The sequence below is a fragment of the Aneurinibacillus tyrosinisolvens genome (genome assembly GCF_001015055.1).
Lineage (GTDB): Bacteria > Bacillota > Bacilli > Aneurinibacillales > Aneurinibacillaceae > Aneurinibacillus_A > Aneurinibacillus_A tyrosinisolvens.
Window position 1 is genome coordinate 1 of the sequence record NZ_BBWZ01000018.1, and the last position, 13,840, is coordinate 13,840.

General features: G+C 48.1%; 11 protein-coding genes. 4 read left to right on the top strand and 7 right to left on the bottom strand.

The window, feature by feature from the left end:
- Positions 1-194: hypothetical protein (locus MBEAL2_RS32955; protein WP_047153269.1), on the top strand; the 194-nt coding region annotated here is incomplete at its 5' end.
- Here MBEAL2_RS32955 and MBEAL2_RS15920 read toward each other — a convergent pair.
- The 7 genes from MBEAL2_RS15920 to MBEAL2_RS15950 form a co-directional block, all read right to left on the bottom strand.
- Positions 185-2,347 carry a hypothetical protein gene (locus tag MBEAL2_RS15920; protein WP_047153270.1) on the bottom strand — a complete coding sequence of 721 codons (2,163 nt, stop codon included), beginning with the start codon at positions 2,345-2,347 and terminating at the stop codon, positions 185-187. The two genes, MBEAL2_RS32955 and MBEAL2_RS15920, sit on opposite strands and share 10 nt — an antisense overlap.
- Positions 2,348-2,372: 25 nt before the next feature.
- Positions 2,373-5,036, bottom strand: coding sequence for a tetratricopeptide repeat protein (locus tag MBEAL2_RS29355; RefSeq protein WP_052947759.1), 2,664 nt, complete (start codon positions 5,034-5,036; stop codon positions 2,373-2,375).
- A 102-nt stretch (positions 5,037-5,138) separates the two neighbouring features.
- Positions 5,139-5,411 (bottom strand): WXG100 family type VII secretion target, encoded by a 273-nt coding sequence (locus MBEAL2_RS15930; RefSeq protein ID WP_047153271.1) that lies wholly within the window; start codon positions 5,409-5,411, stop codon positions 5,139-5,141.
- Positions 5,412-5,555: 144 nt separating this feature from the next.
- Entirely contained in the window at positions 5,556-9,569 is a 4,014-nt protein-coding gene (gene essC / locus MBEAL2_RS15935; protein ID WP_047153272.1) for a type VII secretion protein EssC, read from the bottom strand.
- 25 nt (positions 9,570-9,594) lie between these two features.
- Entirely contained in the window at positions 9,595-9,963 is a 369-nt protein-coding gene (locus tag MBEAL2_RS15940) for an EsaB/YukD family protein (protein ID WP_047153273.1), read from the bottom strand.
- 19 nt (positions 9,964-9,982) lie between these two features.
- Complete coding sequence (locus tag MBEAL2_RS15945) at positions 9,983-10,783, bottom strand: hypothetical protein (RefSeq protein ID WP_052947760.1); 801 nt, start codon at positions 10,781-10,783, stop codon at positions 9,983-9,985.
- A gap of 17 nt (positions 10,784-10,800) precedes the next feature.
- On the bottom strand, positions 10,801-11,565 hold the full coding sequence (locus MBEAL2_RS15950; RefSeq protein WP_047153274.1) for a vWA domain-containing protein: 765 nt from the start codon (positions 11,563-11,565) through the stop codon (positions 10,801-10,803).
- A 308-nt stretch (positions 11,566-11,873) separates the two neighbouring features.
- Between MBEAL2_RS15950 and MBEAL2_RS15955 the strand changes: the two genes are divergently transcribed.
- From MBEAL2_RS15955 to MBEAL2_RS15965, 3 genes are read left to right on the top strand one after another with little or no spacing between them, the layout of a single operon-like run.
- Positions 11,874-12,242, top strand: coding sequence for a hypothetical protein (locus tag MBEAL2_RS15955; protein WP_047153275.1), 369 nt, complete (start codon positions 11,874-11,876; stop codon positions 12,240-12,242).
- 14 nt (positions 12,243-12,256) lie between these two features.
- The gene (locus MBEAL2_RS30305; protein WP_152667813.1) at positions 12,257-13,420 is read left to right on the top strand and encodes a YwqJ-related putative deaminase; all 1,164 of its coding nucleotides are present in this window, start codon (positions 12,257-12,259) and stop codon (positions 13,418-13,420) included.
- Positions 13,410-13,835 carry a toxin-antitoxin system YwqK family antitoxin gene (locus MBEAL2_RS15965; protein WP_052947761.1) on the top strand — a complete coding sequence of 142 codons (426 nt, stop codon included), beginning with the start codon at positions 13,410-13,412 and terminating at the stop codon, positions 13,833-13,835. Before MBEAL2_RS30305 ends, MBEAL2_RS15965 begins: the two co-directional genes overlap by 11 nt.
- The last annotated feature ends 5 nt before the right edge of the window (positions 13,836-13,840 follow it).

Consider the following 13,840-nt stretch of genomic DNA (forward strand, 5'->3'; position numbering starts at 1 on the left):
AGTCCACGCAGACCGGCCTTCCTGACCCAGCGGAACCTGCCGGAGAGCAGAACAAGCCCACCAGTGTCTCCCGCCCCGAGCTACCCAGATGTTTGGTGGACGCTGCTCGCAGGGAGGTGGAGCGGACAGTCCTTCCTTCCTCGCGGAAGGGAAAGGCAAGTGGAATGAACTTCCTTTTTTCCGTTTATTTGTAGGACATTTCGTGAAGCACCTGGCGGGACTGCTGTTTTATTTCTTCATCCACACCCGGTGTTTCCACAAGTGTTTTATAGTAACGGGCCGCCGATACAGGGAAACGCTCCTTCTCACTCTTTGCACTTTCAAAGAGAAGCCCGCTTTTTTCCTGGAGCGCAGGCTGTACGAGAGTCTGCATAGCGGAATTTTGTGAAGCCAGCCCTAAATAATACACCGACTTTTCAAGATTCGGGTGCTCCATTCCTCTCCGGTAATTATCGATAGCTTCCTGGCGGGATTTCGCTTCATCCGCATATTCCTGGGGCAGGCCGTTCACACTTGCGAGCATCCGGTAAACAGCGAGCTGTTCCTTAAGCTCAGCTTTTTCTGTCTCTTTTAACAACTGCTCCGCTATCTGCCTCATTACCCCATCATTCTGTCCTTTGTTGTACAGTTGATTTGATTCGCTGGCGTAATAAAGGGCTTCCGCATATTTTTTAGAAGCTGCCAGCTCTTCTGCTTTTCTGGCATAAGAGAAGGCGTCCTTACGTTTGCCGGCGGCATCTGAAATTTCTCCACTGATGACGGGGTTGGTGCTGAGCATCTCATAGGCCTGCTCCTGCTCATCATAATTAAACTGCTCGGCCTCCGCAAGCAGACGGCGGGATAAATCATTTAATAATGCCTTCGCTTCCTCAGTGCTATTTCCATTTTCAACAGCGTCAGAAGCTAGAATCACGGCTCTATTTATATCTGTTGACGCTACTTCTGCCGCTTGCTGGAGCACAGGTGAATCAAAGGTTTTAGAATCCGGTTGAGAACCAGGCTCAGGCCCTGCCGGCGTGCTCAGTTCTGATACCTTCTCCTTTGTTTCTTCGAGCAAAGGTTTGGTTATATCATCTACAATCGAAGCAACACGCGGCTGAGAGGCGGAGAGGTTTTCTTTCTTTTCTTCCTTCGATTTAACCGGCGAGTCAAAAATTTTCTTCGCGATTTCTGATTGTTTATCCTTCGCATGCTGGGCAGCATCCGGCGCATACTTTCCGATAACCTGGTATTTGTTTAATGCCTCCACCAGCTTCCCGCTATCCTTTACCTCTGTATCAGCAGCTTCCACTACCCTGCGGATTGCCTCCCCGTATTCCGATGGATTGATAGGATTATTCGTTTTTTCATTGTATTTGCCAACATAGTAAACGATTCGTTTCGCCTGTTTTATGTCTTCTTCATTGCCACCTGACTTCCCGGCAAAAGAACGCACTTCGTCCTGCACATATGTCTTAAAGAGAGACTGCCTGTTTTCCTCCTGGAGTGCCTGGATTTTTGGATCGTTCAACTGGAGCGAATTGATCAGCTGTAAATTTGCCTGGCCCCCAGTCAGGAACGAACGCTCATCCTTTGTTTCTGTTTTAAGGCCTGTGACCGCTTCAGCAACCCACTTCGTCACTTCATCGCGGTGTTCCTCATCTGCCCCCATATCCCTTCCATAATAGACCACATTATAGAAATCTTTCATTTTAAAATAATCGGAGGCGCGATTGTACGCTGACTCAGGAATCAGCAAGGGGATCACCGTAAAGTTTGCTTCCGGATCAACAATAACTGGAGCCTCAGTGTTCCCGCTCTCCTCTGGCTTCGGCTGTTCCACAATTTCTCCCGGCGGTATTTCCTCCGGTATAACCTGCGTATCCGGCAGCAGAACATCAGATATTGGGAAATCCGGAATTAACACATCAGGCAGCGGCGGTTCCGGCAGTAAAATATCGCTCTGGTCAAAAGCCAGTTCTGAAATTGGATTCTCTTCATCAGAAGGGGGGACAAGAAACATGTCATCAAGATTCCCATCTTCAAGGGCAAAGGCCGTGTGCTGCTCCCCTTCTCCCTTTAATAGAGGAGCGGCTTCTTTCTTTGGATTTGCTTTCTCCTCAACCTTTTTTGCCTGTTGAACCGTCTGGGCTTCCGCTTGATTGTCATCCGTATTTAATCGAATTTCTTCCTTTGGTTTTTTACTCATTTCCGTTTTTTTATCCTGCCCGCTGCTCACCGGGGCGCTGCTTTGTTTCCATTGATAAGCGGCGACACCACCGGCAGCGACAAGCAGGCTGAGCGAAACAGGTAAAATAATGCGCTGCGCTTTTCTTGCGGTTTTTTTCTCCTGATTTTCAGGTGCCACGTAAGTTCCTCCTTCGTACTGTTTCCTAAATCAGCTTTTTATCCTTCATCTCTTTCATCCGCTCTTTTGCAATCGCTGTTTCTGAAGGATTTTGGTTCAATTGGACAACTTTTTGCAGCATTACTACCGCATCCTTGTACTTCTTCTCTTTTAAATAAAACAGGCCATAGACGAAATGCACGTGCCCGCTCCTCGGGTAGGCGGCCAACACTCTTTTATACATCGCTTCCGCTTTCCCCTTCTGGTTGAGCTTATCATAGAGAATGCCGGTATTCAGGAGGACATCCTCGTTTTGGATGCCTAATCCGATTAACTGGTTATAAGAAATAAGCGATTGCTCATAAAGATTCCGGCTCTTTGAATCTGCCTTTGCTTCATAATACAGACCGAAATCATAGTATGCCTGGCCCAAACGATTCAAGTAGTTTACATTTGTAAAATCATTCTTCAACAGTCCATTGATTAAGGCAATCGCTTCCTCATATGTTTTCGCTTTCGTTGCGTCGTCGATTTGGTTCGTTCTGTTCTTCTTGATATATAAATCAACCAGGTTCTGGACATACCGTTCATTTCCTTTTTCCAGCGCGACCGCCTTCTGAAACTCTTCAACGGCTTCGCTATCCTTTCCCTGCAGTTCAAACAGTTCTCCCTTTAAGTTGGAAATGAAAGCTTTCGATACAGCGTCCGAGCCTTTGAGCTGTTTTACAAGCTGATTCGCCTTCTCATATTGATTCGTACGTCCGTAGCAGACAACCAGATCCCGAATGACATCCTGTTCGTAAACGCTCTTCTGCCCCTTCTTTGCTTTCTCGAAATGAATCGTGGCATTTGAAAAATCATCCATAAGAAAATAAGAACGGCCAATTAAATAGTGGGCTTCCTGATTGTTATCCGATAACTGCTTTTTAAACAGCAAATCCTCCAGGTACTGGATGGCTTCCTCATAGAATCCCCGGCTAATATCGATCGTTGCCAGCTTCGTATATAAATCCTCAGTCGGCTTTCTTCCAATTGCCTGGTTGATGAATTGCTCAGCCTGTATGTAATTTCGGTTGGCGAACGCTTCCGTTCCCTGGCGGATTAATTCTTCCCATTTCTTTTCGGCGGAATAATTATAATACCAAATGCCCAGCCCGATCGCCGCAAGGATGGAAGCGGCGGCCGCAATCAGCTTCCACCTCTTTACAGCGAAGTTCCACAATGATTGGGTGAAAGAACCCCCCTGTTTTTTGGCTCTCCCGGCATAAGGGGGGACATGTACTGTTCCTTCCCGGCTGCGGGAGTTTTCATCAAGTATTTTCTGCAGTACTTCCTCTGTAGAGGCTCCCTCCCGGCTGGTCTGGATTTTCCCCCTGATTTCCTGTGTGATAATTTCTACTTCCTGTTTTGTTGAAAAATCAAGGTGCGGCAGCTGGCTGCTTCTTTCGTAAAATAAAAGCGCCTTCTCCCAATCTTCCGCTCGCTCAAATTGGCTGGCAGCCTCCAGATAATCATGTAGATCCCACTCATCTTCCCCGATTGCCGTTTTATCGTGGGGAAGAAGCATGCTGATCTCTTCAGCAACCGCCTTATTTTGAGGAAATTGCGAGACGATATAGGCGTATTCTCTATGGGCAGCCGTTTTATTTCCAAGGCTTTCAAACGCGGAGGCGATTTCCAGCAAAGCTTCCACGCTCATCAAGGGTGAAATCGCAGTGGTTCGCTTTTTCGTTTGAAGAAAAGCGTGCATACGCGCCGTAACAGCCTCTTTTACTTCCTCCGGGAAAACGGAGAACCACTCAAAAAAAGACGGGCATTCGCTCAGGCTGCTGCTTCTCCACGCTCGCATAAACAGCGATTCCGCTTCTCTGCCCAGGGTATTCCGAAGGGTTCGGGCCATTTGCTTGCAGCGTTCGGAATCCCCTTGTATTTCTGCGGCGTCAAAATAACTTACGTCGTCCGCTTTTTGTTCCCGTATGCCTGCATCATACCAGGTAGCCATTTCCGCAAGCAGAATCGCACCGGCAAAACGATCCGCATCAGGCGACCAGACACCATTTCTCACGTATTCCGGCGCATATCCGGGTGAGCCGCCCGGCAAAGCCGGGGGTTCCTGTAAATCCGGCGCATACAATTCCTCAATATCTACCAATTCAACATCAGCAAATGCTTTTCGCCCGTTATGCTCGCTGAGATAAGGAATGAGGATATTGCTGGAGGACAAATCACAATGCGCAAGCCGGGATGCCTCCATTTCTTTCATTGTACAGACAAAGGCACAGGCGATATGTATGGACTCTTCCTTCGTTAGTGCTCTGTCCTCAAGGAGAATATCCGCCCAGGTAGGCCCTTCAATCCAGGGCATAATAACGGAGTACTCAAGGTCTTCATGCTTGCTTACTAATTTTTCGTGATTTTTCTGCTCAACAACCGAACGGGAGCAGCTGGAAAGACCGCAATGTGCAGCATATTTCTGCAGATTGTTTGCCAGCTCAGCCTGGTGCTCATTTTTAAAGCGATTTCGAAACACTTTAAACGCAGCATAGCGGTCTGTCCCTATTGCCTGCTGGCTGGCGAGCTGGTATACAATTCCCTGCCTCCCTTCCTGTCCATACGGAATCTCCATTCCTTCTACGGCTGGATGGCTGGAAAAGGAATACTTCCTTCCGAACAATTGAATCTTCTCTCCAACTTCCGGCTGAAAACTCATACTGATAGACCCCTATCTACAGACTTTCATAACACAAAAGACCAGCCAAATAGGATGACTAGTCTTTTTTCCAATCTCTTAGATTACCTTCTACCGATTTAATTATTGAGCGTCCACTTGACGGAAACGAGTAGCAATGGCGCGAAGTTCTTGATCGATAGAATCCAAGAGCTGGACATACGCTTCCATGTGGCGGCGTGACTGTTCAAACTGGTCGAAGAACCGCTTCTTTGTCGCACCGTCCCACTTGCCTTCTAATGATTGAAGTGCCTGATAAAGCTGGCCTGTTTGCTGGCGGCTCGCATCCGATCCGTTTCTAAACTGCTGGGCAATCGCCTCTAACTCTTCAGGTGTAACAAGAATTCTTACTGACATTCATTACCACTTCCTTTCCTTTGATAAACCCAATATATTACAAGTTTTCCACGTTGCATAGCCTTATGGTTTATTATCATTCCTTAGCCCTGTGACATTTCTCGACAGGAGGTAAACTTAATACTTTTCCACCAGGCATTCCTGCTACTTATTTACTAATCGAGAAAGCCACTCCTTTCTCCCCGATCCACCGGTATACGGCATGGCGATTTTCACCCGGATGTGCTTCCCCTTAATTACGAAGCCCGTGCCTGCCGGCAGCTCTTTGTCCGTCTCCGCATGGGGAAGCCTCATATTAAAGAAATATAAATCATTGCTCAGAGTGGAGCCGAGCAGGAAGCCGACAAATTTTTTCTTAATGTTCATAAACCATTTTTCATGCGAATAGCTGTTCATTCCCGCGAGAGAACCGGCAATGATGAAATGAATGTTTTTCTGCCGGGCTTCTCTTGTCAGCTTCTCCAGGTGATTCTGCATCTCAAAGTCCATGCTTGCTTGCTGCATGAAGTTTTCGACGTCATCAATGACAATGACAATCGGGCGATATGGCCCTTCTTCCTCCTCTTTATCAAGCCAGCCAAAAGACGGATGCACCTGCTTTCTGCCCTCCGCTTCCGCCACGATTTCTAATAAAAGCTGCTTCGCTTCTGAAAGGTCGGCCGCGTGGGATTTTACATGGGGCAGGGAAACCAGATTCATTATTCCCTTGAGCTTTGGCTCCAGCTCGATAAGGAATACATCTGCTTCATCCGGAGTGTATTGATATCCGATAGATAACAGCAGCGTTTGTAAGAGCGATGTTTTCCCGGATTCGACCCGGCCTGTAATAAGCAGGTGATCCGCCTCCTCCAGATGAATCGATTGCAGAGCCAGGTCCTCCACATCCATTCCATACGGCAGCTCCTGTGATTCCCGCGGCGGGAATTGTTCCAGCAGCTGCTCAAAGCCAAGTTTCTCCGGCAGCATGGCGATGGCTTTAGCCGGCGCTCCGGTCCATTCCTCCTGCATACCGGACGCCAGATGCTGAAGAAAAGCGGTCTTTTCCCATTCGTTCTCTCCTTCGTACGGGAGCATGCACTGGAACATATGGGGAGGGGTATGGCCTTTCACAAAGCCGCGGCCCTCCGGAAGATTAGACACGGCAAAGCCGGGCCGGCCTACTGCCGTATAATAGTCTGTAGGTTCCGCCAGTTCAAATGCTGCCGCTGAAGCAAAGTTATTCCGGTAACGCTCATACATATCACTCGTCTGGTTTACAGCCGTTATGACAATCAGTCCGTATGCGGCTCCTTCACGCAGCAGCGTCTCCAACTGTTCATTCTCCGCCGCAAATCCCGTCCTGAACGGCTGGTAGCCATCGATAACGAGCACAAGGGCGGGAAGCTTGCGCCCTGTGACCCTCCGATAATTGACCAGAGAGCTTACCCCTTCCTCGGAGAACTGTTGTTTCCGAACGGTCAGTTCCTTCAGCAGGAAACGAAAAAGCCGGTACATCTTCTCCGTTTCTTCTTCATGCACCACACCTCCTACATGGGGAAAGCGGGCAAACTCCTTCCATTGCCGGCTAAAGTCAACAATATACGCATGCAAATCGGCGGGGGTGTGTTCAAGGAACAGCGACAGCAGGGTAGACTGAAGGAATGTTGTCTTTCCGGTACCGGGCATGCCATACGCGATGAGATGGCCTTCGCCTAGATCAAACGAAAGCGGGTACTGCGATTGATTCTCCACATCGTCAATCATTCCCACGGTTGGCCGGAGCCACCTGTCCGCTTCAACCTTAGCCTTACTGCCTCCGGCCCAATTAGCGACATCAAGCACTGCTGTTACCGGCAGTTTTTCAGGCAGCGGCTGGAGCCACGGGCCCGGCAGCGGATCGACCCCGCTCTTTCTGGCTTCTTCTTTAATATAGTCAATTACGACCTGGATCTGCCTGCGCTTTGTCTGCCCGTCGTTCGTTCCGGTATCGGAGCGAACGGCTGATCCGTCCAGCAGCACTTCAGCAACAACTATCTTCTCTGATTCATCCTCTTCCTTCGGAGCATAGTCGGCGCCGCTCCAGGCTGACTGAAAATACTCCAGCACTTCGTTATTGCCGACCTGAAAATAAGCACGGCCCGGTACGTTAATCATAGAAGCATTCGGGATTTTAATCATCTCGCGGCTATCGCTGTCATCCTGCACCCGAAGGCAAATGCGAAAGCGGGAATTGCTCCATATCTTCTCATCCACAACGCCGGCCGGCTTTTGTGTCGCCAGCAGCAAATGGACACCAAGCGTACGGCCGATCGCCGCAATGCTGATTAATTCATCCATAAATTCCGGCTGATCTTTCTTTAATTGCGCGAACTCGTCAATCACGATTAACAAGTGCGGCAATGGCTCTTTCAAGCGCCATTCCGAACGGAAATATTCGTCAATATGCTGTATATTTCCCGCCATATTAAACAGCTTCTGCCTTCTTTCCAGTTCCGCCCGCAGCGAAATTTTCGCGCGGTTGATGAGATGGGGATCCTCAAGGTTCGTAATCGTTGCCACGACATGCGGGAGCCCCTGGAAGGTATTAGACATTCCTCCCCCTTTATAGTCAATCAGCATAAACGCCATCTCGTGGGGGTGGTATGTAAGGGCCAGCGACAGGATAAGGGACTGAATCACTTCACTCTTCCCGGATCCGGTCGTGCCCGCCATCAATCCATGAGGACCGTGGCCTTTCTTCTCTATCTTATCGTGAATATTCAGTTCTACCAGTTTACCGCCTTCCCGCCCTCCGATAGGAACAGGCAGCGTAAGAGGATACCGATTCTGGTTCCATCTGGATAAAACATCAAGCTCTTCTACCCGGTTCACTTCATACATATCAAGCAGAGTAAGAACCTTCGGCATTACCCCTGCTGCAGACTGCTTTACGCGAAGCGGCGCGGCAGCACGTGCCATCTCTTTTGCTTCTTTTAGAGAAAAACGATCCAGGGCAATTTTTTCCGCGCCGGAGAAGTAATCAGTTTTTCCGTCGGCTGAGAACGTTTCATATAGCTGTGCAGCCCCATCCTTCACTTCAATAATGAGCTCACATTCCATCGGAAGCGCTTCTTTACGCGGTGCCATCAGAAAAACAGATGCTCCGACAGCTTCTCCATCCCTTAAAATCAAAGGCAGCAGGGCATCATCCTCCAGCATGGAAAAACCGGGAAGGAAAAACACATACTCAGGAATATGGTGCTCCTCCTGGTCCTTGGAACTCTTTTCAAATTTCCGAATGTTTAGCGTGCGGTACAGCTTCTCAAACAGCTTCTGTACCATTAGCTGTCCTTCGGCTATATAGCGCACTTCCCGGTCCTCATCCCATACGTGCGGCAGCCAGCGCATCCAACCCCAATCCTCCCTCTCCTGCATGTCATAGGCAGCTGCGATTTTCACCTCTTCCGGCGAATGGTGTGTAACAAGCTGCAGGATAAGCAGACGGGCCAATTCTACAATTTCTTCTCTCTCCCCGACCAGTCCCACTACTCTTTTGTTGCGCAGTGGAATGGAAACTGGAACATTAACTACGTCCTGATACTCAGTCTCGAGCTTCTGGGCTTCGGCAATGAGCGGATTCACATCATACCCATCTTGTGCGGGTGTATGAATCTCAATAATAAAAGGCCGGGTCCCGACGCCGATTCGAAGATGCAGAAAGTCCTCCGAATGGGGGGCTCGTTCCCAAAGTGAGCTTTTTCGTTCGTCAATTCTATCTACACATTCTTTAGGAGCCGGGTCCTTTTCCCGCAAAAATTGTACCTGCTGCTCCCAAATCCCCTTTATTTCACCCCTGTGCTGTTCAATTCGGGCAAGGTACCCCTCATGAAGCTGGGCCACTTCAAGGCGGTACTTCTTTTTCTTCCTGAAAAATAAAACGATCGTTGCAATGTACGAGCCGAGCATCGGAATGCTCATCGCCAGCATAAAAATCGCATAGGAGCTGTTGTTGTACATTGTTTTTGAAAGGTAATACATAATCCCTACCGTGGCAACCGTCAGGAAAACGGGAATGATCATTGTCTCAAAAGAAAACGTTGGCTCCATCGGTTCGCCTTTCGGCCGATGGACGGTAATTTTACCTGTCGGCAATGACAGCTTTACCCGCGGTGACCGTTTGAAGTATGGTGATTTTCTCATGAATTTCCCTCTCCGATTATTCGTATTAGTCAATTAATTTCCAGGCATATCCGCTTGCATCCGGTTCGCTAATTTCGGCCTCGGTTTTCTCCTTCACGGAAGGGGCTGTTCCGTACTCCTTCTCCGTCTTCAGGCTGGAGCTCGCTCCCTCGCTGAGCCGCAGAAACGCGCCGTCCCAGATGCCCGCACTCTCCAGGGATTGGTGTTTTTCGAGCCGGAACCAGTGCGTCTGGTCAAAAGAATATTCAATGTCATGAATTCCGCCTGCCCAATCATATTCATGGCCAAGCCATTCATTCAGGGCAATAATCAGCTTCTCTCCTTCAACCTGATTGGGGAGGCGCAAGTCTCTTTCCCGGCGGTTATGTATGAACGTAATAACGACTTCTTCCACATTTTCCCCTCCCTTAGCCTTACCAGGCGATATCTAAAAAGGAAATATCATCGCTTGTTGGTGAGCGGAAGCTCTTCACCATCTCCTGCTGCAGCCAGGCGGTTGACGGCATTGCCTTCAGGGAATCAATTCCGGTGAAGCCATCCGAATAAATAACCAGGCGATCAATGGTCTGCGCGAAATCAACTAATCCGGCTGTATGTATGTTTCCATTCACAATGCCGCGCTTTGTCGACCATCGCTCATGCGAGTGTGCCTGCTCCTGGAAGTGCCCGGAAACTTCCCGCTGCCCGCTCCATGCCCGGATGCGCAAATCACCCGACCACCCCAGAAAAAGGTTGGCCTCGTTCGACCAGTCGTTCAGAATGTCTACCCTTCCGCATACGAACATCGCTTCGCTGCCGCCTGTCCTTTTTTCCTCCAGGACGTCCCGTACAAGTGGAGGGATCGATGCGGGCAGCGGGTGTTTTTCCACTATTCCCGTCGCTTCATCGACCAACTGCTCCAAATATGCATTCAGCGCATCAGCCATGGCTCCTTTTTCCCGGACTTCTTCGACTGAGAATGAATGCAGCCAATCGAGCAGCCTTACGGATAGGAATTGGGCTGCAATATCTCCGCAGAACGATAAGCTGACCCCGTCACAAAGCACGAAAGTGAACGTCCGATCCTCAATGCGGAAAGCAAGGGAATCCTGCCCGGCGTCATCCACCTCCCGCGTCTCCCCAGCGCGGGCGTACCCGTATCGGAAGAAAAACGGATCCTGATGCGCATATGTAATCGGTGTTTCCATTCTTTGATCGCTTGTAAAAGAAAACATGTCACACCTCTCTTTACTTATCGGACCGGTGTTGCCGCCGACATCTGGAAGCCGAGCGATACGATATCCGCATTCGTGCCCGGAAGCATCATCAGCGCACCTGGCTCAATTCTATATCCCGTTTCCACCATCATCTCCCGGTAGCTCTCCGGCAGCGGGCTGGAAAGACGCTTCAGTTTATCGCCGTACTCTTCATTCAGCTCTGTCTCCGGCATAATGCCCGGCCACTTCCTGGAATTCTCAATCGGGGCCGCCAGAATTTCATCTGAGATAAAAATGTTCTCAACCAGCACGTTTCCATCCGGCACCTTCATATTCATCATTCGTTTTACGATCGGCTCAGGGTCCTCTCCTGTAAACGCGCCATCCGTCATATGACAGATGACGGGAGCCGGGCAATTCTTAAGAGCCGGCAGTTCTTTTTGCAGGATTTTTTCCGCTGCAGCGAACGCTTTCGCCGTATTTGTTAGCCGCTGGGTCTGGATGTTTTCCAGAGGCCGCATGCGCGCCACCTCATCAATTCCTTTCACGCCTCCGAGAACGTCGAACACATTATCGCTGTAAGCAAGGATGGACATTTTATAGCGGGGGCTTAGCCTGCTCCCTTTCGTTGAGCGGAAGACCATCTGCCGGATAGCGGAGCTCAGGGCCGTAGTGACGACGTCCATTCTCCGTTTCTGTTCTCCGCCAGCATCCATGAGTTGATTCATGGATGCGCTAATGTCGAGTAAATAAATGATGTAGGCGGGGGTTTGCTGTGTTGCTTGAATTCGGTACTCCATACGACATAGCTCCTATTTATCGATTCATATTTTTAAAAAACTAACACTATCAAAATACATGAAAAACCAGTACGGTATCTTATTTCCATTTTAATATAAATCCTTAAAAAAGGGATATAGATCCAAACACATGAGAAGAAAGCGGGACAAATGACGCATGGTGTTTATTGCCATTTGTAGAGATATGGAAATAAGGGTGAATGATGTAAATGGTTCTCATTACCTTGCTATAATAGTAAGTTTTTACCTTAAATATGGTTAATTTTTACTTTACTATAGAATCATTGGATAAAATTGGAGGGGGTTCGATGTTCGATTTTCGGCTGGCTTCGGCCATTCAAATGCAAATGAATGCTATTGATACCGACATAGAAAAGATAAACCGGATTTGTGAGCGCCTGGCAGGGTACCACAAAGAAGCTTACACCATCTCCGAAAATGTAAAGACGGACATTTCAGCGGGAACAAACGAAGAACAATGGTCCGGCAAGCAGCAGCAGAAGTTCCAGGAAACCTTTACGCAGGTCACGAAAGACTTCACTCTATTTCAAGATACCATCCGTCGTCAAACCTCTTCCTTACAGGAATGGATTGCATATCTTCAGGAAGAAAGAGCCCGGCTCGCTGCCCTGCTGGAGCAGCTTAAGGAGGATCTTAGAAAACAAAACAATAAGTGAAAGGCGGAGATTTCGTGACATTTAAAGTGGAACCCGATAAACTTTTCCTTCTATCCAAACAGCTCCTCTCTCACCTCGTTCGGGCAAGGCGATTACAATCCGATTTACAGCGGGAGCGGGAAGAGATTAATAGTGTTTTATACGGATCGCAATTCAGGCCGCCGTTTGAAGGAGAAATCCGGGCAAACAGTGACAATATCGAAACGATGTGCCAGGCAATCATTGAATATTTAGAGTGCCAGGGTGCCTGGCTGTCCTATTTTGCCGGTATGGCTGCGGATGCCGATAATGCCCCGCTTTCATTCGAACAGGCTGAAAAAATTCTTGCAAAGTATGATGAACGTTTTGTTGTGATGACAAGATTAGACGGACCAAGAATGCTGGCTGAGGATCCGAATAATACAAATATCCCCTTCACGAGCCCAATGGGGTTACAGGCACAGCAGGAAAAAAAGCAGGAATACGACCGGGCCATGATAAATACATACAAAGAGCTTCTGGGGATAAATACGTTTACCCGTCTGACCACCGGAACAGAACCATTGACCGGGGAGAAGCTTGGATCCGGGGATTATGCATTGGAGGCAGGACTTACTGCACTTTCGCTACTTCCGCTCATTGGTGGTCTGGTAAGAACAGAAGTAAAGGAAGCAAAGCTAGCGAAAGTTATTGATAAGACGCGTGGTGAGTTATTACGAGAAAAGTATGGTAGACTAACTTCAGTTGAGTTCAATCAACGTATTAATTTGCGAGGAGCAGTTGCTGAAGAATATAATCGCCTCAAAGCCGCAGGGTTAAGTAAAAAAGAAATGGGCCCGGCTCTTGCAGGTGTACTTGATACTAAGACCGGTAAATATTACTTCGGTATAAATGCAAAAGGGCCTGATGTTCCTAGAAACCTGTCTACTGAAATTGCAACTAGACTTGCTGAGATGCCGAGTGATATTAGAGATGGATATATTAAGACCAAAGCGCCTGGGTCGCATGCTGAAATTTATGCCCTAAACGATGCCTTCTTAGCCCGACCAGGGGCAGATCCATCTGATTTTATGCTGCATGTTATTAATGCAGGTGGTAAAACTCCAACGAGAGGTATGCCTATACCTCGTTGTCCTCATTGTGAATACCTCACTAATGACGTTAACTATTTCCCGGAGGTTCTTAAATATGGAAAGTAAAAATCACGTAAGGGTCGATGAAGAATTATTGGAATTTGATGATGATCTTCGCTGCTATAATGATAGCCCATTTTCCGGTATAGGATATGAAAATTATCCGAATGGGAATTTAAAAACTGAAACCCTTTATAAAGACGGATTTCAACATGGTTTAAGCAGAGAATGGTATCCAACAGGTGAAATAAAGAGTGAATTTTTTTGGAAGAAAGGCTCGCGGTACTCCAAGCGTCAAGAGTGGCACCGTAATAGCAATATCAAATCGATTGCTAACTACGAGTGGGGAATAGAGCTTGATAACAAAGAATGGGATGAAAATGGAAACTTAATAAAAAGTGAAATTATCGATCCTAACTCACCCAATTATTTTTTACTTTTGAAGTATAGAGAAATTAATCATGAGAACAAAAATGATTAACAAAC

Bases quoted from the DNA above. Each gene is read 5' to 3' on its own strand.
- MBEAL2_RS15965 (WP_052947761.1), top strand. From the start codon at position 13,410: ATGGAAAGTAAAAATCACGTAAGGGTCGATGAAGAATTATTGGAATTT.
- MBEAL2_RS15930 (WP_047153271.1), bottom strand. From the start codon at position 5,411: ATGTCAGTAAGAATTCTTGTTACACCTGAAGAGTTAGAGGCGATTGCC.
- MBEAL2_RS29355 (WP_052947759.1), bottom strand. From the start codon at position 5,036: ATGAGTTTTCAGCCGGAAGTTGGAGAGAAGATTCAATTGTTCGGAAGG.
- MBEAL2_RS15950 (WP_047153274.1), bottom strand. From the start codon at position 11,565: ATGGAGTACCGAATTCAAGCAACACAGCAAACCCCCGCCTACATCATT.
- MBEAL2_RS15945 (WP_052947760.1), bottom strand. From the start codon at position 10,783: ATGTTTTCTTTTACAAGCGATCAAAGAATGGAAACACCGATTACATAT.
- MBEAL2_RS15955 (WP_047153275.1), top strand. From the start codon at position 11,874: ATGTTCGATTTTCGGCTGGCTTCGGCCATTCAAATGCAAATGAATGCT.
- essC (WP_047153272.1), bottom strand. From the start codon at position 9,569: ATGAGAAAATCACCATACTTCAAACGGTCACCGCGGGTAAAGCTGTCA.